The following is a 20,874-nucleotide window of genomic DNA, read 5'->3' as shown; positions in this document are numbered from 1 at the left end:
TGTGGGGTGTCATGTGCGTGCCGTCCCGTCGTGCTCGGCGCACCGCGCGCGCTCCACCCACGTCTGGTAGAGCTTGCGGAACTTGAGGACGCCGTGGTCGTTCTTGACCGGCACCCCGGAGTGCGTCTCCTGGGCGTGCCGGTAGATCATGAGGTCCTCCCGGGTACCGAGCAGGTGTTGGGCCCGGTACGCGAGGTAGGTCGGTGCGTCCCGCCAGACGCGGCCCGATCGGCGCACGAGCGACCAGCCCTGGAAGACGGTCCTGCCGCGGGAGACCGGTGTGATGCCGAGGAGTTCCTTCGCGACGACCTTGCCGTCGAGGAAGAACGTCAGCCGTTGGCCGCCGGTCCACCCGTCCACGAGGAGGGCGAAGCTCTTCCCCTCCATCCCCAGGGCCGTCAGCACGCGCGGCACTTGTAGTTCCCGCGAGGCGAGCCGCGCGCCCGCCCACACCTCGGCGTCGATGGGCGGGCCGTTCTCGGCCGCGGCCCCGGGGTCGGTGAGCATGGTCAGGCTCAGGGACTGGGGCGATTTCACGCCGTGCAGGGTCATGAAGTGCGAGAAGTCGAAGGCGTTCTCCAGCACCCGCCGGGGGGAGGCCGGGGTCGTGTGGGAGAAGCGGTACGTCGCGTAGCGGTCGCGCTGCGATTCGAGTGCCGGGAAGTCCGGCAGCGGGTACATCGGTTCGTCGCCGCCGTACCACGCCCAGACGAACCCGTACCGCTCGATCACCGGGTACGTCCTGCGGTGCGCGGTCTCCGGGATCCGCCGTGCGCCGGGGACCCTGGTGCAGGTGCCCGCTCCGTCGAAGCGCCAGTGGTGGAACCGGCAGCGCAGGTGGCCGTCGACCACCTTGCCCAGCGCCAGGCTCGCGCTGAGGTGCGGGCAGTAGCGGGGCATCACGACGGCGCGGCCCCCGCCGTCCCGCCAGGCGACGAGTTCGCGGCCGAACAGGTCGAGGTCCCGCGGCTTGGTGAGCGAGGCGGACGGCAGCGCGACGTACCAGCCGGCGGCCAACTCGGCTACGGGGGACGGCTTCGGCCGCGCCTGCGGTGCCGGGTCCCGCCTCATGGCGCCTCCCCGGGGACCGTCGGGGCGAGGGCGGCACGGTCCACCCACGACTGGTAGTACCTGCGGTACTTGACGAGGACGTTGTCGTACCTGACGTAGGTGCTGTCCCGTCCCGTCGCGGTGGTGTTGTAGATGGGGATGTCCTGTGCCGTGCCCCCGCGGTTCTGCGCGTAGAAGAGGAGGGAGTGCAGGAGGGTCTTCCCGTGCTTGTTGGCCTTCCTGACCCCGGCCCAGCCCCGTTGGACGGTCCGGTACTCACCGGTCGGCGTGATGCCCATCAGCACCTTGGAGATCTCTTCTCCCTCGATGTACGTGGTGAAGCGTTGGCCGCCGGGCCACCCGTCGATCAGGAGCCGGAAGTGGGGGCCCGAGCCGAAGGTCGTGACCATCTGATGCACCCAGCGGACCGGGTTCTCCAGCAGGCTCCAGGTCCGCAGGGTCCCGTCGACCCGCACGCCGAACCACGCGTCGTCGGCGATCGCCGGCCCGTTGTCCCGGGCGTGCGCCTGGTCGTGCAGTTGCCGGAACGCCACCGGGTCCAGCGACATGCCGTGCAACGCCATGAAGTGGAAGTAGTCGATGGCGTTCTCCAGCAGTTGGCGGGCCGTGCCGGTGGTCCGGTCCGAGAAGCGGAAGCCCACGTAGTCGCCGCGGTCCTCCTCCATGGCCGGGAAGTCCGGCAGCGCGAACTGCGGGTCCGGGCCGCCGTACCAGACCCAGACGTAGCCGTAGCGTTCGACCGTGGGGTACGGGGTCCGGCGGGCGGTGCGCGGGATCCGGTCGACTCCCGGGATGGCCACGCACGTCCCCGACGCGTCGAAGCGCCAGTGGTGGAACGGGCAGCGCAGGGCGCCGTCGACGACCCGGCCGAGCGCGAGGCTCGCCCCCATGTGCGGGCAGAAGCGGGGCATCACCACCGGCCGGCCGGCACCGTCGCGCCAGGCAACCAGTGGCTCGTCGAACAACTCGACGGCGCGCGGGCGGGAGGTCAGCTCCCGCGACGAGAGGGCGATGTACCAACTCGCCGCGAGATTGAGGCCGTTGGGGTTCGGAGGCAGTCCGGTACTCATGTGGTCCTGCTGAGGGGTCATGTGATCAACTCGTGCGGGTGCAGACGAACTCGGCCATCGCCAGCAGCGGAACCGCCGGCTGGCCGAACGGAGCGATCTCCTTCTTGGCCGAGTCGACGAGTTCCCGGGCGCGTTGCATGGACCCGTCGACGCCGAACAGCCTGGGGTAGGTGGCCTTGCGGGACTTCTCGTCCTTGTTCGGCGTCTTGCCGAGTTCCTGCCGGGTCCCGATCACGTCGAGGACGTCGTCGACGATCTGGAAGGCGACCCCGACCTTGCGCGCGTAACGGGAGAGCCGGGCGATGGTGTCGTCGTCGGCACCGGCGAGCGTGGCTCCGGTCACCATGGCCGCGTCGATCAGCGAGCCGGTCTTGCGGGTGTGGATGAACTCCACGGTCTCCAGGTCGATGTCCTCTCGGCCCTCGCACTCGATGTCCACGGCCTGGCCGCCGACGAGCCCGGAGATCCCGACCCGGTTGATCAGCGTGTGCATCACGCGCAGCAGCCGTTCGGCGGGCACCTGGCGCGTGTTGAGCAGGATGAACTCCAGTGCGTACGCCAGCAGGGCGTCGCCGGCGAGCAGGGCGATGCCCTCCCCGAACACCTTGTGGTTGGCCGGTTTGCCCCGCCGGTAGTCGTCATCGTCCATCGCCGGCAGATCGTCGTGGATCAGAGACGCGACGTGCAGCATCTCCAGGGCGCACGCGGTCGGGATCGCCAGCTCCGGATCGCCGCCGCCCAGGGAGCAGCCCGCCAGGCAGAGGATGGGTCGCAACCGCTTCCCGTCCGAGGACAGGGAATACCACATCGACTCGAAGAGTCTCTCGGGATATCGAGGTTCGAGCGCGCTTTCCAGATGACTTGCGACAATCGCCTGTTGCGAAAGCAGATAAGCCGGGAGGTCGAACTTCGCCACGACATCGGCGCTGACTGCATCGTTCGCTATATCGATGTCCCCCATGGCCGCAACGTACCACCCTCCAATTCTGGAGATCTACGGTGCGAACCAGCCGAACGGGCCGGGCCTTGACGATCTTATGGCGCGCGCCGCACACCATTCCGTCAGCGCAGGCGAGAGCGGATCCCCTGGTGATGCGTCGCCCCGCCCAAGGGCGCCCGGCGGACGCGCTTTTCAGCCACCGCCAGGAAATTGGAATGATCAATTTCGCTTTTCAATCCCGGCAAACTCGGACCAAACGGAAGATTAACTACAGGTGAACATCGCCATGCACCCGACGTTCTGAACCATGTACGCTAACCGCCGGATACAACTCACCGTCACGGGACCGCAATTCAACAAAGCGCACCGCTACGCGAAGGATCCTGGATGGCTACACACGCGATACGCGCGAAGGAATTACCGAGGGAACGCGCCCTCGTCGAGGCCACCGCCCGAACTCTCGGTCGCCACCTGAAGGGGGCGTGGGAGGTTCCGAGCAAGGCGGCACGCATCTTCAAGGACTACGCCGTCGACCTGTACTTCCCGGCGAACCGCCTGTCCGTGCCCCAGCGCCTGCGATGCTCGATACCGCTCCTCCTGGTCGAGTACCTGGTGTACCGGGTCGATTCCGTCGCCGAGCGCGCCAAGGACGTCGACCTCGACGTCGCCAGGAACGACGACTACGACAAACTCCACCGGTACAAGGCCCGGTTCGAGAGCCTGCTGCGCCGCGCCCACGCCTACAACGACGTGGTCGCCCGGGAGATCGAGAACGGCGAGCGCTACGTCCGGCTAGAGAACAAGGTCACGTCCGGCCGCACGGTCGACCACGCGGACGTGCTGCGCCTGGCGGAACTGCGCCCGTCGGACGTGCGCCTGCTGCACGGCATGACCTTCGCCCTCCTCGGCCGGCCCGGCGACCCGGCCCTGCTGAAGCTGCTGTGGCCCGTCGAGGTGCTCGCCGACATCGGCAACGACCTCTCCCACTACCACCAGGACGTCGCCAGCGGCCAGTTCAACACCTACGCCGCGTTCGTCAAGCTCTACGGCGCCGCCGCACCGGAACGGATCCGCGCCGAGATCGCCCGCTACGAGCGGATGTTCCTCGACGAACTCGCGGGGTTCCCCCGCGGCCGGCAAGCCGGGCTCCGGGCCCTCGCCACCCGGCGCTACCGCCCCCTGACCGCGGTCGTCCCCGACGCCCTGCCGGTCGCACGACCGCATGCGGAACGCCCGTGATCAAGGACCCGCCCATCGTCGTCCTCACCGGCGTACTGTGCGTGTTCTTCTGGATGGTCGCCTACGTCGCGATCATCTACCGGGGATTCCGCGACAAGACGTACGGCATGCCGCTCGCCGCGCTCGGCGCCAACCTCTCCTGGGAAGCGATCTACTCGTTCTTCCTGGACCCCATGGGCGACCACATCCACGCCCTGAGCATCCCCTGCTTCTTCATGGACCTGGTCATCGCCTGGCAGGTCTTCAAGTACGGCTCCCGCGACCGCACGGCGACACCGTTCGCCCGCAGGCACTTCAAGGCGCTGTTCTGCGCCGCGGTCGTCATCGCCTTCCCCCTCGTGTACCTGGCCTTCTACGAGTTCCACGACCCGCTCGGCGAGTACACCGGCTTCGGCATCAACTTCATGATGTCGTTCCTCTTCGTCGCCATGCTGACGCGACGCGAGGGCGTCGCCGGCCAGTCCCTGTACATCGCCGTGTCCAAGTGGCTGGGGACGCTCTTCGCCTACATCGCGACCGGACTGACGGTGACCACCAGCAAGAGCCACCCGATGCCCGACAGCCTGTGGTCCTTCGTGACCGGCACCGTCACCAGCGCCTCCTATCCCCTGACACCGCTGATCAGCGTGCTGTACCTGGTCGTCTTCCTCGTCGACGTGCTCTACATCGCTCTGCTGTACGCCCGTCTCAAGGAAGCCGGCATCTCCCCGTGGCGACGCTTCTGACGCCGGCCGGTCCCTCGTGAGAATGGAGCACACCGATGTCCACCCCGTCCTCAGGACCGAACATCATGGACCCGGCGCTCATCGCCGACCCCTACGGGGGCTTCGACCGCCTCCGCGAGGAGGCGCCCCTCGTCCTCGGACGGAGCGCGGACTCCACCCCGACCTGGTACGCGACACGCTACGACGACGTGCGCGCCGTGCTCGCCGACCCCCGCTTCGTCGTCGACCCGGAACTGACGCCGGGCACCGAAGCAGTGGACAACCGCAACAGGATGCTCGACATGCTGGAACTCCCCAAGGAGTTCCACCCCTACCTCAGCGAGTCCATTCTCGACGTCGACGGCGACCGCCACACCCGCCTGCGCGGCCTGGCGACCCGCGCCTTCACCGCACGCCGCGTCCACGCGCTGCGGCCCCGGGTCGAGGCGATCACCGCGTCGCTGCTCGACGGCTTCGGCGAATCCGTCGAACTCATCTCGGAATTCGCCTATCCCCTGCCGATCGCGGTGATCTGCGAACTCGTCGGGGTACCGGAGGAGGACCGCGGCCTGTGGCGTACCGCGGGCTCGGCACTCACCTCGATCGCACCGGGCTCCAAAGGGGCCGCGGCCCACGAACTCATCGCGTACACCCACGCACTGGTCGACCGGCGCCGCGCCGCACCCGCCGACGACCTGATCTCCGACCTCGTCAAGGTGCAGGACGAGGACGGCGACCGGCTCTCCGACGTGGAACTGGTGACGATGCTCCTGGGACTGGCAACGGCCGGCCACGAGACCACCGCGAACCTCGTCGGCAACGGGGCGCTCGCCCTCCTCAGCCACCCCGACCAGCTCGAAGCGCTCCGCCGCACCCCGGAGCTGTGGCCCACGGCGGTGGACGAACTGGTCCGTTCGTGCGGTTCGATCCTCATCACGCAACTGCGCTACGCCACCGAGGACATCGACGTCGGAGGGCAGACCGTCAAGGCGGGCGAGGCCGTCCAGCCGGTCGTGGTGGCGGCCAACCGCGACCCCCGCGAATTCAGCCGGCCGGAATGTCTCGACGTGACGCGCCGGTCCGTCAAGCCCGGTGACGGCCACGTCGGTTTCGGCCTCGGCGCCCACTACTGCCTGGGAGCAGCACTCGCCAGGCAGGAATGCGAGGTCGCCCTGCGCGGCCTCTTCGACCGCTTTCCCCGCGTGGCCCTGACGACGGACGAGCACACCTGGGTGCCCGTACCGGGACTGCGCCAACTGGCCTCGCTCTCGCTCACGTTGCACTAGCCTTCCGCGGCGCCGGGCCGCGCTCGATGCTCCTTGAGGGCCCTGAGACGGGACCAACAGAGCACACTCGTATGCACGTTCAATAATCCCCACCGAATTCAGACAGCGGCGTTTGACTGCGAAGAACATCGCCGCCACAGCAAACTCGAAGGATATGCTTGAGTCGTGAATGCCACATGGGAGCCCACAGAAGGCGTCTTACAACTGCCATCGGGACGACTCATCCGCGGTCGCGGCCTACGGAAGCCGCTTCCCCCCGGACCGCAACCCGACTTCGCCCTCTACTTGCGCGGCCGTCAACCCCCGACGGTCGACTGGGAAAGTCGCTGGGTGCGCTGGCCCGACTTCTGGCTGCCCACCGATCGGACGGCATTCGCCGAATCGCTGCGCGATCTGCTGGAACGGGCCGAAAACCAACGCGTAGAAGTCGCCTGTGGCGGCGGCTTCGGACGCACCGGAACCGCCCTGGCATGCCTTGCCGTACTCGACGGGATCCCCAGCGACAAAGCTGTGGCATACGTGCGCGAGCACTACTCGCACCGCGCCGTCGAAACACCCTGGCAGCGCCGCTTCGTGGCGCGCTTCGGCTGACCCGACGCAATTCCCGAGAGCGCCGTGCGCGGCGGGAAACGGAAAGCAGGAAGCAGGAAGCAGGAAGCAGGAAGCAGGCCGGAATACCGCGGTTGAGGTGATCCGGTCGCCTCGGCACAGGCGGCCGACGCGCCCCAGCGGCGAGCCGGAGCCACCATGGCGCCCACCCGAACACCGCAGGCTGTCAACATCGGCCGCGCAACGAAGCCCGCCGGAATCGTTCCGGCGGGCTTCGTCGTTCCCCGGGCCGAGTGCGGTGCGGGTGAGGGGCCGATCCGCTCCCGCACCGTGCAGCGCGGGCAGAATCAACGCCATGGCGAGAAAAATCGACACTGTGTAGACTTTCTGGTGAGGGAGCGTTTCCGCTCCTCGCGAGACCTTCCTGGAGGAGCAGTGGCGAAGCAGAACTGGCTCATCACCGGTGTCAGCACGGGGCTCGGTCGTGCCTTCGCCGAAGCCGCCCTGGCCGCCGGGCACACCGTCGTCGGCACCCTCCGCGCACAGCGCGACCTGCGGTCCTTCGAAGAGCTCAAGCCCGGGCACGCGCACGGCCGCATCCTGGACGTGACCGACGACGACGCCGTATCCCGCGTGGTCGCCGAAGTGGAGCGAAGCGTGGGCCCGTTGGACGTCGTCGTCGCCAACGCCGGCTACGGCCTGGAGGGCACCTTCGAGGAGACCCCGCTGGCCGAGGTCCGCCGGCAGTTCGAGGTCAACGTGTTCGGGGCGGTGGCCACCCTGCGGGCGGCGCTGCCGCCCATGCGCCGGCGCCGCCGCGGACACCTGATGGCCGTCACGTCCATGGGCGGGCTCATGGCCGTGCCCGGGATGTCGGCCTACTGCGGCAGCAAGTTCGCCCTGGAAGGCATCTTGGAGGCGCTGGGCAAGGAGGTCGCGCAGTTCGGGATCCACGTGACGGCGATCGAGCCCGGCTCCTTCCGCACCGACTGGGCCGGACGGTCCATGACGCGCGCCGCGCGGACCGTCGACGACTACGACGAGCTGTTCGCCCCGATCCGCGCTGCTCGGCAGAAGGCCAGCGGGAACCAGCTGGGCAACCCGGCCAAGGCCGGCGAGGCCGTCGTACGCATCGCCTCGGTCGAGCGGCCGCCGGCGCACCTCCTCCTCGGCTCGGACGCGCTGCGCCTGGTCACCGCCGCGCGCACGGCCGTGGACGAGGACATCCGCGCATGGGAGACGCTCTCCCGTACGACCGACTTCGCCGAGGGCGCCCAGCTCTGATGACCGGCAACCACCCCGCGCGCGGCCGCCGCACCACCGAACGCAAGGGCGACGTCCGGGAACGGGCCATCCTCGACACCTGCGAGTCCCTGCTGGCGCAGAAGGGCTACGACGCCATGACCGTCGGCGACATCGCCCAGGGCGCCGGCATCACCCGCGGCGCCCTGTACTTCTACTTCGGCTCCAAGCAGGAGGTGGTCACGGCGCTCGTGGCCCGGACCGTCGAGCACCTGTGGGAACGGTCCCGGGCCACGGCGCAGAGTGACGAGCCGCGCCAGGCCATCGCCACGGCCATGCAGCGCACGGTCGACCTGTGGAACGAACACGGTCTGGTCATGCGCACCGCGATCGACCTGTCGTTGACCGTGCCGGAGATCGGCGAGCTGTGGAACCACACGGCTGACCTGTTCATCACGGCGATCACCGCCGTCCTGGAACGGGCCGGCGTCCGGGCCGGCAGCGCACCGGACCAAGCGTCGGCGCTGGCGCGCGCCCTGTGCTGGATGATCGAGCGGACCTTCTACCACGTCTCCCAGGAGTCCCGCCGGAAGCTGCGCGAGGCGTCCGCGACCTGCGAACACATCTGGCTGACCAGCGCCGGCCTGACCGCCTGAGGCATCCACCCGACTGCCCGACCACGGAAAGATGACCTCTACAGTGCAGGCAGGAGTGTCAGCTGCGGCCTGAACGAGAAGGCGTCCACCGAATGCGGGCAGGCGTCGGGGAGACCGGTCAACCGCTGCGGCGGTAGGGGCGGTGAGTCGGGTCAGAGGACGGGCAGTGGGCGATTCGGTCGGGGCGGGTGCGGCACAGACACCCGTCGGCGGGCGGGCGGGGTCGGTGATGCGGCCGCGCGGGCTGGTGGACCTGCGGGACTCGGACGACGTGCCGGACGTGTTGTCGTATCCCCCGGGTGCCGTGGTGGTGGTCTCCGGCCTGCCCGGCAGCGGCAAGAGCACGCTGCTGCGGCGCTGGTCGAGAGCCGCGTTGGTGATAGATCCGCGAGTGGTCCACGTCGCCTGTGAAGCGGTGATGCCGACGTGGCTGCCCTACGCCGCGTACCGGCCCTGGGCACGGTGGAAGTACTTCCGTTGGCTGCGTGCCGCGGTGCGCGGTGGTGAGCCGTTGCTGGTGCACGACTGCGGTGGGCGGCCGTGGATGCGCCGCTGGCTGGCCGGCAGCGCGGGGGCGCAGGGACGCGAACTGCACCTGGTCCTCCTGGACGTGGGGGTGGCCGAGGCGTTGGCGGGTCAGGCGGCCCGTGGCAGGTGGGCTCCGCGCAGTGCGTTCAACCGGCATCGCAGGGGGCTCGACCGGCTGCTCGGCACGTTCTCCGGACTCGGGGAGGCGGCGGCCCCGACCCGTGGGCCGGTGCGGGAGGTCAGGTCGGTGGTCCTGCTGGACCGCGGGTCGCGAGAGCGGGTGTCCGTGGTGGAGTTCGGCAGCGGACGGGTCCGCGCTCCTCGATAGCGGCACCGCCGCGCCCTCGTCATGCGGCGCGGGAGGTGATCGTTGGGGGCGGCCCTGGCCGCGGTGTCGGGACGCGCCGCTGCGAACAGTGATTGCAGGACGGACACAGAGTCGTCAGTTTCCCCAATGTTTACCCGGCGGACAGCATAGTTGGGCCTACTGAGGCGCCAGCTTGTTCCGCCTTGACGTCGAACTTGACGTCGAACAGGTGCTCACCCCCCACGTGCATCCCCTGTGTGGCCCCACAGGAAACCCCTCAAACCTCTGTGTGTACCCCTGGAGAGACCGTGACCGTGCTCCGACCGAGGACCGCCGCCCTCACCGGCGTCCTCACCACCGCCGCCGCACTCGCCCTCAGCGCCTGTGGCGCGGCCTCCGACGCGTCGACCACTGCCGACGGGAGGAGCGCGGCCAGCGCGACCTCCGCCGAGGACTTCGGCGGCGTCGACGGCCTGGCCAAGGAAGCCAAGAAGGAGGGCACCCTGCACGCCGTCGCGCTACCCCGCGACTGGGCCAACTACGGCGCCCTGATAGACGGCTTCGAGAAGAAGTACGGCATCAAGGTCGAGGTCGAGAACCCGACCGGCACCAGCCAGGACGAGATCAGCGCGGTCACCGCGCGCAAGGGCCAGGAAAACGCCCCCGACGTCCTCGACCTCGGCAGCTCCTTCGCCCAGAGCGCCGCGCAGCAAGGGCTGCTCGCGCCGTACATGGCCGCCGGCTTCAGCCGGATCCCCGACGACCAGAAGGACTCGATCGGCCGTTGGTCGAACGACTACGGCGGCTACATCTCGTTCGGCTGCGACACCAAGCGCGTGCAGACCTGCCCGACCACCTTCAAGGACCTCCTCAAACCGCAATACAAGGGGCAGATCGCACTCAACGGCAACCCCGGCAAGTCGGGTTCGGCCTTCGGCGCCGTGTACGCGGCCGCCCTCGCGAACGGCGGCTCCTTCGACGACATCCAGCCCGGCATCGACTTCTTCGCCCAGCTGAAGAAGGAGGGCAACTACATCCCCGTCGAGTCCACCCCGGCCACGATCGAGGCGGGCAAGACGCCGATCAGCATCGACTGGGACTACCTCAACGCCGGATACACCGACGCGCTCAAGGCCAAGGGCCGCGGCTGGACGGTCACGGTCCCCTCGGACGGGCAGTTCTCCCAGTACTACTCGCAGGCCATCAACAAGGAGGCGCCGCACCCCGCGGCCGCGCGCCTGTGGCAGGAGTACCTCTACAGCGCCGAGGGGCAGAACCTCAGACTCAGGGGACACGCCCGCCCGGCCCTGATGGCCGCCATGGACAAGGCCGGCACGCTGGATGAGTCCGCGGCGGCGAAGCTGCCGAAGGTCTCCGGCACGCCGAGCTTCCCGACCGAGTCCCAGCAGAGCAGCGCCAAGTTCGTCATCTCCCAGAGCTGGGGCCAGGCCGTCGCCGGATGACCGCGACCCGCATCGCGGCCGTCGTGGTGCCCGCCGTGCCCTCCCCGCGGCCGGCACCACGCGGCCGGCGGGCTCGCCCCGCCCCCCTGCGCCTCCACCGGCCCAGGCGAGCCCCTAATATCATTTCGCGTTCTCCGACGGACGTGGACGCCCACGGGCTCGTGTCCGCCGCCCAACGCCCGGTACGACACGACGACGCCCACCGCACGACGATGGAGTCGAGCATCGAGGAGAGGAACGTTCATGCGCGCCCGGAGCATCGCCACGGCCACCGCAACAGCACTGGCACTGGTGGCCGCTCGTGACCTTGTCCAGAAGAAGCACGCACTGCTCCGGAACTTCCCGGTGGTCGGGCACGCCCGGTACCTGCTGGAGACGATCGGGCCCGAGCTGCGGCAGTACATAGTGACCTCCAACGACGAGGAGCGTCCGTTCAGCCGCGACCAGCGCACCTGGATCTACGCGTCGTCGAAGGGGGAGAACAACTACTTCGGCTTCGGCACCGACAACGACGTCGAGCACATGCAGGGGCACGCCTACCTGAAGCAGCGCACGTTCGCCGGCCCGCTGCCCGACGTGCACGACCCGCAGGCCCCGCTGCCCTCGGCCAAGGTGCTGGGCGGGCCGCGCGGGCGCGCCAAGGCGTTCCGACCGGCGAGCGTGGTGAACATCTCGGCGATGAGCTTCGGCTCGCTCTCCGGCGCCGCGATCACGGCGCTCAACAAGGGAGCGGCGCTGGCGGGCACCATGCAGAACACGGGAGAGGGCGGCCTCTCCCCGTACCACCGCAACGGCGGCGACCTCGTCCTCCAGATCGGCACGGCGTACTTCGGCTGCCGCAACGAGGACGGCACCTTCAACATCGACAAGCTCAAGGACGTCGTCGCCAGCGCCCCGGTCAAGGCGATCGAGATCAAGCTCTCCCAGGGCGCCAAGCCCGGGCTGGGCGGGATGCTGCCGGCCGCGAAGGTGACCGAGGAGATCGCCGGGATCCGCGGCATTCCGCTCGGCAAGGACTGCGCCTCCCCGTCGCGGCACACCGCCTTCAGCGACGTCGACTCGATGCTCGACTTCGTCGAACTGCTCGCCACCGAGACCGGTCTGCCGGTCGGGATCAAGAGCGCGGTGGGCGAGATGGAGTTCTGGCAGGAGCTGGCCACGCTGATGGCGCGCGGTGACCGCGGTGTCGACTTCGTGACCGTCGACGGCGGTGAGGGCGGCACCGGAGCGGCACCGCTGATCTTCAGCGACTCGATGTCGCTGCCCTTCCGGATGGGCTTCTCCCGGGTCTACGGCACCTTCGCCGAGCTGGGGCTGACCGACGACCTGACCTTCATCGCCTCCGGCAAGCTCGGCCTGCCCGAGAACGCCGCGGTCGCCTTCGCACTGGGCGCCGACATGATCAACGTGGCGCGCGAGGCGATGCTGTCGATCGGCTGCATCCAGGCGCAGAAGTGCCACACCGACAAGTGCCCCACCGGCATCGCCACCCAGAACCCGCGGCTGGCCCGCGGCCTCGACCCGGCCTCGAAGGCCACCCGGGCCGCCGTCTACCTGCGCACCCTGCGCAAGGAACTGTTGAAGGTCTCGGCGGCCGTCGGCGTCGCCCACCCGGCGCTCCTCACCCCCAACGACGTCGAGATCATGAACGGCGACTACGAGGCTCGCACCCTGGCCGGTGTCTACGGCTACAAGGACGGTTGGGGCGAGCTCGGCCCGGACCTCGCCGAGGAGATCACCACCCTGCTCACCACCGAGTCGGCGCCCGCACCGAAGCCGATCGTCTGACACCCTGACAGCGGCCGGCACCGCGCCCGCTGCTCCCCCGCTCGGAGCACGCGCGCGGCGCCGGCCGGCGCCGCCCCTCCCCCTGCCCACGCACAGCCCCTGCTTAGGTGATCGCAACATGCCCGAAAAAGTGAGATTCCCGAGCGTCGTCGGCCCCGAACTGGCCGGCGCGATCGACCTGCCCGAAGGCGAGATCCGGGGCTGGGGGATCTTCGTGCACGGATTCACGCTCGGCAAGGACTCGCCGGCCGCCTCCCGCGTCAGCAAGCAGCTGGCGCGCGAGGGGATCGGCATGCTGCGCTACGACAACCTCGGGATCGGGGACTCCGACGGCGACTGGGGGGACGGTTCCTTCACCGTCAAGGTCCAGGACACCATCCGTGCCGCAGCCCTCATGGCGGAGCGGGGAACCCCGGCTGACCTGCTGGTGGGGCACTCGTGGGGCGGCGCCGCCGCGATCGCCGCGGCCACCGAGGCAACGGGCGTCCGCGCACTCGCCACGATCGGGGCGCCCGTCGAGCCCAGCCACGTCGAGCGGCAGTACGACGCGGTCATGGACCGCGTGCTCAGCGAGGGTTCGCACGAGTGGTTCGTCGGCGGGCGGACCCTGGTCCTCAAGCGCGCCTTCGTCGAGGACGTCCGCCGCGCGCACCTGCGCGACCGGATCCGCGAGTTGAACCTCCCGCTGCTCGTCCTGCATTCGCCGACCGACCAGACCGTCGACATCGACAACGCCGGGGAGATCTTCCGCGAGGCACGCCACCCGCGAAGCTTCGTCGCGCTGGAAGAAGCGGACCACCTGCTGACCGCACGCGGACAGGCGCAGCGGGCCGCCCACATCATCAGCGCCTGGGCCGACCAGTACATCCACGGGGCACGGCGGGGAGGCCGGACGTCCCGGTGACGCAACGCTCGCTCGGGTAGGGGTGGGGGCGGGGCCGCCGTCGAGTCGTGGCTCGCCGGCGGCCGCCGTCGTACCCTGCCGGAACTGCACCACGTCAGGCGACAGTTGGGAGTCCCCGCGTGAGCGAACAGCGCACCGACCCGCAGGCCGAGAAGAGGCCCTTCCTCTACGTCGTCGTGTGCGCCGCGGGGATCGCCGGCGACGTCGGGAAGCTGATCACGGCCGCCCAGGAAGCGCACTGGGACGTCGGCGTCGTCGCCACCCCGCAGGGCCTCGGCTTCATCGACGCGACCGCCGTCGAGGCCCAGACCGGCTACCCGATCCGTTCGGCCTGGCGCCGCCCCGGAGAGCCCCGGCCCCTGCCGCCCGCCGACGCCATCGCGGTCGCCCCGGCCACGTTCAACACCATCAACAAATGGGCCGCCGGCATCGCCGACACCCTGGCCGTGGGCATCCTCTGCGAGGCGTACGGCTTCGGCATCCCCACCGCCGTCCTTCCCTACCTCAACTCCGCCCAGGCCGCCCACCCCGCCTACGCCCGGAGCCTGGCACAGCTGCGCGAGATGGGCGTCCTCATCAGCTCATACGAACCGCACCAGCCCGACGCGGCCGGCGGAGCGGCCCTGTTCCGCTGGGAAGAGGCACTGGAACTACTCACCCCGAAACGGGCCGACGGCCGGGGGTGAGCCCTGGGGGCCAGCGCATGAGGCGGACGCGTCTCTAGCCGGTGCGGATATCCGGGAAGTCGGGGGTGCCGGATCTCGCCAAAAAGTGCAGAGGACACGTAAGGTCCCGGCATTCGGGAGATGTCGTGTACGCGAGAAACCCGCCTACAGGAGACATGCAGGTAGATATGGCACAGACTTCCGTGCTGCCGGGGTCGGACCGGATACGACTGCTGGGGCCCGTCCGGTACGTGTCGGGCCGGGGGGACGTGACCCGGCCCGGTGCGCCCGGGCCGCAGACCGTGTTGGCGGCGTTGGCGCTGCACCCCGGCACGCTGGTGACGGTCGACGAGCTGATCGACGGGCTGTACTTCGACGATCCGCCCGCCTCCGCGCGGCGGGTGATCGTCAACTACATCCACCGGTTGCGGACGCATCTGGACCGCGAGGCCCACGGTGCGCCGCCGGGTGACGGCTCGGGGCGGGCCGTGATCGAGACGATGGCCGACGGGTACGTGCTGCGGATCCCGGAGGACCGGGTGGACGCGCTGGACTTCGGTCGGCTGGTCGGGCTGGCCCGGCGGCACGCCGACGGCGGGGACCCGGCCGCGGGGGCCGCCCTTTTGGAGGAGGCGCTCGCGATGTGGCAGGGCCCGGCGCTGGCGGGGCTGCCCGGACCGTTCGCCCTCGACTGGCGCCGCACGTTGGGCGAGCAGTTGGCGTCCGCCCTGGAGTACCGGCTGGAACTGCTGCTGGCGTGCGGACGGCATGCGGAGGCCGTGCCGGACATCGTGCGGGCCCTGAAGACGTACCCCTACCGGGAGCGGCTGCACGGCGCGTTGATGGTGGCGCTGTACCGGTCGGGGCGGGCGGCCGAGGCACTGTCGGCCTACGACCGGGCCCGTCGCGTGCTCGCCGAGGACCTGGGCATCGACACCGGTCCCACGCTGCGCGCCCTGCACGCCGCGATCCTGGCCGGGGACCACGCGCTGCTGCTGCCGCCGGAGCAGGGCGACGAGGACGCCGGGGCGCCTTCGGGGACCACCGGGGCGCATCCGCCCGCGGCGCCGCTGCCGGCCCAACTTCCGCCGGCGCCCTGCGATTTCACCGGGCGCGGGGAGCAGATGTCGGCGCTGGTGGCCGCGTTGACCGCGGGCCAGCCGCACGCCGTGGCCGTCGTGACCGGCATGGGCGGGGTCGGGAAGACCGCGCTGGCCCTGCGGGCGGCGCACGCGGTCGCCGGAACCTACCCGGACGGCCAGTTGTACGCGAACCTGCGGGCCCCCGACGGCGCGCCCGCCGAGCCGGCCGAGGTCCTCGCGGGGTTCCTGACCGGACTGGGGGTGCCCGCCGAGCGGATTCCGGGGTCCCTGGCCGAGCGGGCGGCGTTGTTCCGCACGCTGCTGTCGCCGCGGGCGGTCCTCGTCGTGCTGGACAACGCGACCAGCACGGCGCAGGTGGACCCGCTGCTGCCGGGTGCGGCCCGGTGCGCGGTGCTGGTCACGGGGCGGAGCCTGACCGCGCTGCCCGCCGCGGTCACCGTGCCGTTGCGGGGGCTGGGGGCCGACGAGGCCGTCGAACTGATCGGCCGGGTCGCCGGGATCCACCGCATCCAGGAGGAGCCGGACGCGGTGACGGCGCTGGTGATGGCCTGCGGCCGGCTTCCGCTCGCGCTGCGGGCGGCCGGGGCGCGGCTGGCGGCCCGCGCCGGGTGGAGTGTCGCCGCGCTGGTGGAGCGGGTCTCGGACCAGGCGCGGTTGCTCGCGGAGCTGCGGGTGGGCGAGGTGACGGTGGAGGCGGTGTTCGAGATGTCGTTCGCGCAGCTCCCCGCCCGGCACGCCGGGGCGTTCCTGGCCCTGTCGGTGCCGCACTGCACCGAGTTCGACGTGCGGGCCGCGGCGGCGGCCCTGCGGGTGCCGGAGCGGGCGGCGGAGGACGTCCTGGAGGCGTTGGTGGATGCGGCGCTGCTGGAGACCGGGGCGCCGGGTCGGTACCACTTCCACGATCTGGTCGGGGCGTACGCCCGGCAGAAGGCCCGTGCCGAGTTGCCCGCGTCCGAGCACCGGGCGGTGCTGCGCGGCGCGATCGACTTCCTGTGCGTCGGCGTCGTCGCGGCGGTCCGGGCCACCCAGCCGCTGAGCGGTCCGCTGACCGCGGAGATCCACCCGCGGCGGACCCCGGACCTCCCGATGTCGGGCGGGCCGGAGGCGGTGCAGTGGGTCCGGCGGGTGCTGCCGGTGCTCGCCGCCGTGGTGGAACAGGTCGCGGCGGGCGACGATCCCGACGCGGTCGCGCTGGCCGTGGACGTGTTGACGCTCGTGCCCTGCTTCGAGGAGGTGCTGCCCCTGGGGTCGTTGGGGCGGGCGGCCGCCGCGCTGCTGCCCGCGGCGTTGGCGCACTGCGACGCGGACATGATCGGCACCGCCTACTACGCGGCGGGGACGATCCTCAAGAAGCACCCGGAGGCCGGTTCTCTCCAGTGCGCCCGGGAGTACCTGCGGCGGGTGGTGGCGGTCTTCGGTGACGCGCCCCGTCCCGAAGCGGGGCACCGGCCGTTCCTCGCCGTGCTGTTCACCCTGGCGATGCTGGCCCAACTGGAGCTCCAGTTCGGTGACTTCGAGGCGGCCCGCGGATACGCGCAGCGGTCGGTGGAGCTGGCCGGGAGCACCGGTGACCAGGCGCTGGTGGCCCGGCGGCGCACCCTCCTGTTGCAGATCGAGGTCCTGGACCCCGACCGGCGGACGGACCTGGCCGCGATCGGGGCGGAGTGCCGGGAGCTGGCCGGGGTCCTCACCCGCCACCAGGACGTGAAGTGGCTGATCAGAGTGATGATGACGGAGGCGGACAGCCTGCTGTACGCGGGGCGGCACGCCGCGGCGGCCGAGCTCTACCGGCGGGTGCTGGCACGGGCCCGGGCCACCCACCACTTCCGCAATGCGACGGAGTGTCAGTTCCGGTTGGCCGAGGTGATGTTGCACGTCGGAGACGCCGGGGAGGCGGTGCGGCACGCACGGGAGGCACTGGCCGGCGCCCGGGACTCCTGTGAACAGCACCTGCTGGCCCGCAGCCACCAGGTGCTGGGCGAGGCGCTGCGCGCTGTGGGGCGGAAAGCCGAGGGGGACGGTCACCTGGTGCGGGCCGCGGCGTTGTACCGGGAGTTGCAGCGGGACGGGCCGGCCGGCACCGCGGTGCCGTGACCCGCTCCCGCCCCGGCTGGACACCGGGGCGGGAACGGGTCACCGGGCGGCTGCGGAGCCCGGGTGGGCCGGGGCCGGTGCCGGCGTCACCGGGGCGCGCGCGCCAGCCAGTCGGCCAGCACCGGCCCGATCTGGGCGAGCTGCTCCGGGCGGGTCAACTCGCCGTGGGCACCGCGCACGGGGGTGACGGCGATCCGCCCCGTGACGTGCGGCCGCCAGTCGTCCGGTCGGGGCGCGTCCGCGGACTTGCCCTCGGTGGCCTCGAAGAGCAGTACGTCACCCGTGAACGTGCCGGGCACGAAACCGTCCTGGAGGTCGCCGTGGTGGGCGAAGACCCGCAGCATGGCCGCGGTGCCGCGTTCCCCGAGCAGGGCGAGCGGCCCGGCGGGGTCGTCGGCGTCCGGGTGCCGGCCCAGCGACGCGAAGAGCGCCTGCCGCAGTTCGGCCTCGTCGACCGTCTCCTCCCCGGGCAGCCGGAGACCCGGCGGGAAGCTGTCCATCAGCACCAAGGAGGCGACGTCCTGGCCGGCTTCCTGGAGCTGGACCGCCATCTCGTGGGCGACCAGGCCGCCGAAGGACCAGCCGAGCAGGGCGTAGGGCCCGTCCGGCTGGACCGCCCGGACCTGTTCCAGGTACGCGCGCACCAACTGCGCCATGTCGCCCGGTGCGGCGTCCGGTTCGGTGAGCCCGGGGGCCTGGAGGCCGTACACCGGCTGGTCGGGCGGGAGGTGGCGGAGCAGCCCGGAGTACACCCAGCTGATGCCGGCCGCCGGGTGGACGCAGAAGAGGGGGGCGGGTGCGGCGGCCGTACGGGACGACACGGGGCGGGCCCTGCGCAGCGGGAGGAGCACGGCGAGGGAGTCCTCCCGTCGGTCCGTGCCGAGGCGTTCGCCGAGTTCGGCGACGGTGGGTGCGTCGAACAGGGTCCTGATGTCCAGCTCGGCCCCGAGGACGGACCGGATGCGCCCGATCAACCGGGTGGCGAGCATCGAGTGGCCGCCCAGCGCGAAGAAGTCGTCGTCGATGCCCACTTCGGGCACGTCCAGCACCTGTGCGTACAGTCCGCACAGGAACTCCTCGCGCACGGTGCGCGGGCCGCGCCGGTGCTCCGCCGCAGCACCGCCGGGTGCCGGCAGCGCGCGCCGGTCCAGCTTGCCCCGGGAGGTCAGCGGGAGGGTGTCGAGGAGGACGAAGGCGGACGGCACCATGTGCCGCGGCAGGGTCGTCGCCGCGAAGCGTCGCAGCGCGCCGGCGTCCGGCTGCTTCGGGGCGGGGCCGACGCTGCCGCGTTCGGGGACCACGTAGGCCACCAGTCTGCGGTCGCCGGGCTGGTCCTCCCGGACGACCACGGCGACCTGGCGCACCGCTGCGTGCCCGGCCAGCGCCGTCTCCACCTCGCCCGGCTCGATCCGGAACCCCCGGATCTTGACCTGTTCGTCGGTGCGGCCCACGTACTCCAGGGCGCCGTCGGGGGTCCACCGGGCGAGGTCGCCGGTGCGGTACATCCGCTCGCCGGGTGCGCCGAACGGGCAGGCCACGAACCGCTGCGCGGTCAGCGCCGGTCGGCCGACGTACCCGCGGGCCAGGCCGGCTCCCGCCAGGTACAGTTCGCCGGTCGCGCCGGGCGGCACGGGGCGCAGTCCCGCGTCCAGGACGTAGGCGCGGTTGTTGCCCATCGGGCGCCCGATCGTGGGCCGTTCGTGGTCGGCGGCGCGGGCGTGGGTGACGTAGACGGTGGCCTCGGTGGGGCCGTAACCGTTGACGGTCACGGTGCCGGGCGCCGCCCGCAGCTCGCTCCACAGGGCCTGGTCGCAGCCCTCGCCGCCGAGTTCGATGATGCGCGGCCGGGCGGGACGGTCGTCCGACAGCAGCCCCGCCGCCAGCAGTTGGCGGCAGAACGTCGGTGAGACCTCCAGGTAGTCGATGGCTTCGTGGGCGACGTAGTCGGCGAGGGCCTGCGGGTCACGGCGGGTCTCGTCGTCGACCAGGTGCAGTTCGTGGCCGCCCATCAGCCAGAGCACCGGGCACCAGGACGAGTCGAAGGTCAGCGGCCCGGTCAGCGCGGCCCGCAGGCGTCCGCCGTCCGCCGCCTGCGCGGCGTGCACCTCGCCGAGGTGACCGTGGAAGAGGTTGATCAGGCCGCGGTGTTCCACCGCGACGCCCTTGGGCCGGCCGGTCGAGCCGGAGGTGTAGATGACGTAGGCGAGGTGGTCCGGACGCAGCCGTACGGGGCGGTCGGCGCGGGTGGGGTCGGCCGAGGGGTAGCCGGCTCGGGTGGAGCGCACGGTCGGGTCGTCGAGCGGCAGGACCGGCAGCGTCGTCGCGCAGTGCGGTCGGATCCGCAGGTCGCCCGCGGCGTCGGTCAGCAGCAGGACGGGGGCCGCGTCGGCCAGCATGAGGGCCAGCCGCTCCTCCGGGTACTCCGGGTCCAGTGGGACGTAGCAGGCGCCGGCCTTCAGCACGGCCAGCAGGGCCACGACGTGGTCCGCGGTGCGCGGCAGCAGCGTGGCGACGTGCTGGTCGGCCACCACGCCCTGGGCCAGCAGGAGCCAGGCGAGTTGGTTGGCGCGGGAGTTGAGTTCGCGGAAGGTCAGCGGTCCGTGCGCGTCGACCAGGGCGATGGCGTCCGGGGAGCGGCGGGCGTGCTCCTCGAAGACCTCGTGCAGCAGCCGGTCGTCCGGGAGCGTGCGGTCGGTGTCGTTCCACTGCGTCAGGATGCGGGCGGTCTCGCCGGGGCTCAGCAGGTCCACGGCGTCGAGGCGGGTGTCGGGTTCCTCGGTGACCGTGTCGAGTACCCGCAGCAGGCGCCGGGCCAGGGACTCGACGGTGCGGTGGTCGAACAGGTCGGCCGCGTAGTGCAGCAGTCCGCTGATCCCGCCGGGGCCGCCGTCCGCCGCCGTGGCTTCGACGAAGGTGAAGTCGAGGTCGAACTTGGCCGGGACGGTGTCGAAGGTCCGGGGCGTGAGGGTGGTGTCGGCGAGGTGGAAGGCCGCCTCGGTGTTGTTCTGGAGCACCAGCATGGTCTGGAACAGGGGGTGCCGGCCACCGGTCCGGTCGGGGTTGAGTTCCTCCACGATCCGCTCGAACGGCAGGTCCTGGTGGGCCAGCGCGGCGAGGTCGGTCTCCCGCACCCGTTGCAGCAGCTCCGCGAAGGTCGGGTTGCCGGAGGTGTCGGTGCGCAGCACCAACGTGTTCACGAAGAAGCCGACGAGGTCGTCCAGGGCCTGGTCGGTGCGCCCCGCGGTGGGCGTGCCGAGGGGGATGT

Annotated in this window: 16 protein-coding genes; 12 read left to right on the top strand and 4 right to left on the bottom strand. The window is 71.1% G+C overall.

Annotated elements, in window-relative coordinates; all coding sequences use genetic code 11:
- Positions 1 to 9 precede the first annotated feature (9 nt).
- The 3 genes from ACJ6WD_RS16870 to ACJ6WD_RS16860 are packed head-to-tail and all read right to left on the bottom strand — an operon-like array spanning position 10 to position 3,102.
- Positions 10 to 1,071, bottom strand: a complete 1,062-nt coding sequence (locus ACJ6WD_RS16870) for a Rieske 2Fe-2S domain-containing protein (protein WP_407616058.1) — start codon at positions 1,069 to 1,071, stop codon at positions 10 to 12.
- A complete protein-coding gene (locus ACJ6WD_RS16865; protein WP_331247338.1) occupies positions 1,068 to 2,162 on the bottom strand; it encodes a Rieske 2Fe-2S domain-containing protein in 1,095 nt (364 codons plus the stop codon). The genes ACJ6WD_RS16870 and ACJ6WD_RS16865 overlap by 4 nt, the downstream gene beginning before the upstream one ends.
- A 4-nt stretch (positions 2,163 to 2,166) precedes the next feature.
- The gene (locus ACJ6WD_RS16860; RefSeq protein WP_267953127.1) at positions 2,167 to 3,102 is read right to left on the bottom strand and encodes a polyprenyl synthetase family protein; all 936 of its coding nucleotides are present in this window, start codon (positions 3,100 to 3,102) and stop codon (positions 2,167 to 2,169) included.
- Between the two features lie 366 nt (positions 3,103 to 3,468).
- Here ACJ6WD_RS16860 and ACJ6WD_RS16855 point away from each other — a divergent pair, with 366 nt between their 5' ends.
- The 12 genes from ACJ6WD_RS16855 (at position 3,469) to ACJ6WD_RS16800 (ending at position 17,609) form a co-directional block, all read left to right on the top strand.
- Entirely contained in the window at positions 3,469 to 4,320 is an 852-nt protein-coding gene (locus tag ACJ6WD_RS16855; RefSeq protein WP_407616057.1) for a hypothetical protein, read from the top strand.
- Positions 4,317 to 5,045: a hypothetical protein gene (locus tag ACJ6WD_RS16850; protein WP_331247337.1), complete on the top strand. Its 729-nt coding sequence runs from the start codon at positions 4,317 to 4,319 to the stop codon at positions 5,043 to 5,045. Before ACJ6WD_RS16855 ends, ACJ6WD_RS16850 begins: the two co-directional genes overlap by 4 nt.
- A 35-nt stretch (positions 5,046 to 5,080) precedes the next feature.
- Positions 5,081 to 6,310, top strand: coding sequence for a cytochrome P450 (locus ACJ6WD_RS16845; RefSeq protein ID WP_407616056.1), 1,230 nt, complete (start codon positions 5,081 to 5,083; stop codon positions 6,308 to 6,310).
- Positions 6,311 to 6,475: 165 nt separating this feature from the next.
- Positions 6,476 to 6,901 (top strand): protein-tyrosine phosphatase family protein, encoded by a 426-nt coding sequence (locus ACJ6WD_RS16840; protein WP_233660008.1) that lies wholly within the window; start codon positions 6,476 to 6,478, stop codon positions 6,899 to 6,901.
- A gap of 393 nt (positions 6,902 to 7,294) precedes the next feature.
- Entirely contained in the window at positions 7,295 to 8,143 is an 849-nt protein-coding gene (locus ACJ6WD_RS16835; protein ID WP_376553497.1) for an oxidoreductase, read from the top strand.
- Positions 8,143 to 8,757 carry a TetR/AcrR family transcriptional regulator gene (locus ACJ6WD_RS16830; protein ID WP_407616055.1) on the top strand — a complete coding sequence of 205 codons (615 nt, stop codon included), beginning with the start codon at positions 8,143 to 8,145 and terminating at the stop codon, positions 8,755 to 8,757. The genes ACJ6WD_RS16835 and ACJ6WD_RS16830 overlap by 1 nt, the downstream gene beginning before the upstream one ends.
- 166 nt (positions 8,758 to 8,923) lie before the next feature.
- Positions 8,924 to 9,613, top strand: a complete 690-nt coding sequence (locus ACJ6WD_RS16825; protein WP_233660011.1) for an ATP-binding protein — start codon at positions 8,924 to 8,926, stop codon at positions 9,611 to 9,613.
- Between the two features lie 287 nt (positions 9,614 to 9,900).
- Positions 9,901 to 11,055, top strand: coding sequence for an ABC transporter substrate-binding protein (locus ACJ6WD_RS16820; RefSeq protein WP_376553494.1), 1,155 nt, complete (start codon positions 9,901 to 9,903; stop codon positions 11,053 to 11,055).
- A gap of 243 nt (positions 11,056 to 11,298) precedes the next feature.
- Positions 11,299 to 12,843, top strand: coding sequence for an FMN-binding glutamate synthase family protein (locus ACJ6WD_RS16815; RefSeq protein WP_376553491.1), 1,545 nt, complete (start codon positions 11,299 to 11,301; stop codon positions 12,841 to 12,843).
- 130 nt (positions 12,844 to 12,973) lie between these two features.
- Positions 12,974 to 13,747: a S9 family peptidase gene (locus ACJ6WD_RS16810; protein WP_233660014.1), complete on the top strand. Its 774-nt coding sequence runs from the start codon at positions 12,974 to 12,976 to the stop codon at positions 13,745 to 13,747.
- Between the two features lie 119 nt (positions 13,748 to 13,866).
- Positions 13,867 to 14,433 (top strand): flavoprotein, encoded by a 567-nt coding sequence (locus tag ACJ6WD_RS16805; protein ID WP_407616054.1) that lies wholly within the window; start codon positions 13,867 to 13,869, stop codon positions 14,431 to 14,433.
- A gap of 167 nt (positions 14,434 to 14,600) precedes the next feature.
- On the top strand, positions 14,601 to 17,609 hold the full coding sequence (locus ACJ6WD_RS16800; protein WP_407616053.1) for a BTAD domain-containing putative transcriptional regulator: 3,009 nt from the start codon (positions 14,601 to 14,603) through the stop codon (positions 17,607 to 17,609).
- Between the two features lie 86 nt (positions 17,610 to 17,695).
- Here the strand turns inward: ACJ6WD_RS16800 and ACJ6WD_RS16795 are convergent.
- A partial coding sequence (locus ACJ6WD_RS16795) for a non-ribosomal peptide synthetase (RefSeq protein ID WP_407616052.1) occupies positions 17,696 to 20,874 on the bottom strand: 3,179 nt, incomplete at its 5' end.

The organism is Streptomyces sp. VTCC 41912, from assembly GCF_045799175.1.
Classification (GTDB): domain Bacteria; phylum Actinomycetota; class Actinomycetes; order Streptomycetales; family Streptomycetaceae; genus Streptomyces; species Streptomyces albulus_C.
This window is presented reverse-complemented; position numbering and strand designations above follow the sequence as displayed.

What these genes read in the sequence shown, in the direction of transcription:
- ACJ6WD_RS16870 (WP_407616058.1), bottom strand. Translation starts at nt 1,071, where the DNA reads ATGAGGCGGGACCCGGCACCGCAGGCGCGGCCGAAGCCGTCCCCCGTA.
- ACJ6WD_RS16865 (WP_331247338.1), bottom strand. Translation starts at nt 2,162, where the DNA reads ATGACCCCTCAGCAGGACCACATGAGTACCGGACTGCCTCCGAACCCC.
- ACJ6WD_RS16860 (WP_267953127.1), bottom strand. Translation starts at nt 3,102, where the DNA reads ATGGGGGACATCGATATAGCGAACGATGCAGTCAGCGCCGATGTCGTG.
- ACJ6WD_RS16855 (WP_407616057.1), top strand. Translation starts at nt 3,469, where the DNA reads ATGGCTACACACGCGATACGCGCGAAGGAATTACCGAGGGAACGCGCC.
- ACJ6WD_RS16845 (WP_407616056.1), top strand. Translation starts at nt 5,081, where the DNA reads ATGTCCACCCCGTCCTCAGGACCGAACATCATGGACCCGGCGCTCATC.
- ACJ6WD_RS16830 (WP_407616055.1), top strand. Translation starts at nt 8,143, where the DNA reads ATGACCGGCAACCACCCCGCGCGCGGCCGCCGCACCACCGAACGCAAG.
- ACJ6WD_RS16815 (WP_376553491.1), top strand. Translation starts at nt 11,299, where the DNA reads ATGCGCGCCCGGAGCATCGCCACGGCCACCGCAACAGCACTGGCACTG.
- ACJ6WD_RS16800 (WP_407616053.1), top strand. Translation starts at nt 14,601, where the DNA reads ATGGCACAGACTTCCGTGCTGCCGGGGTCGGACCGGATACGACTGCTG.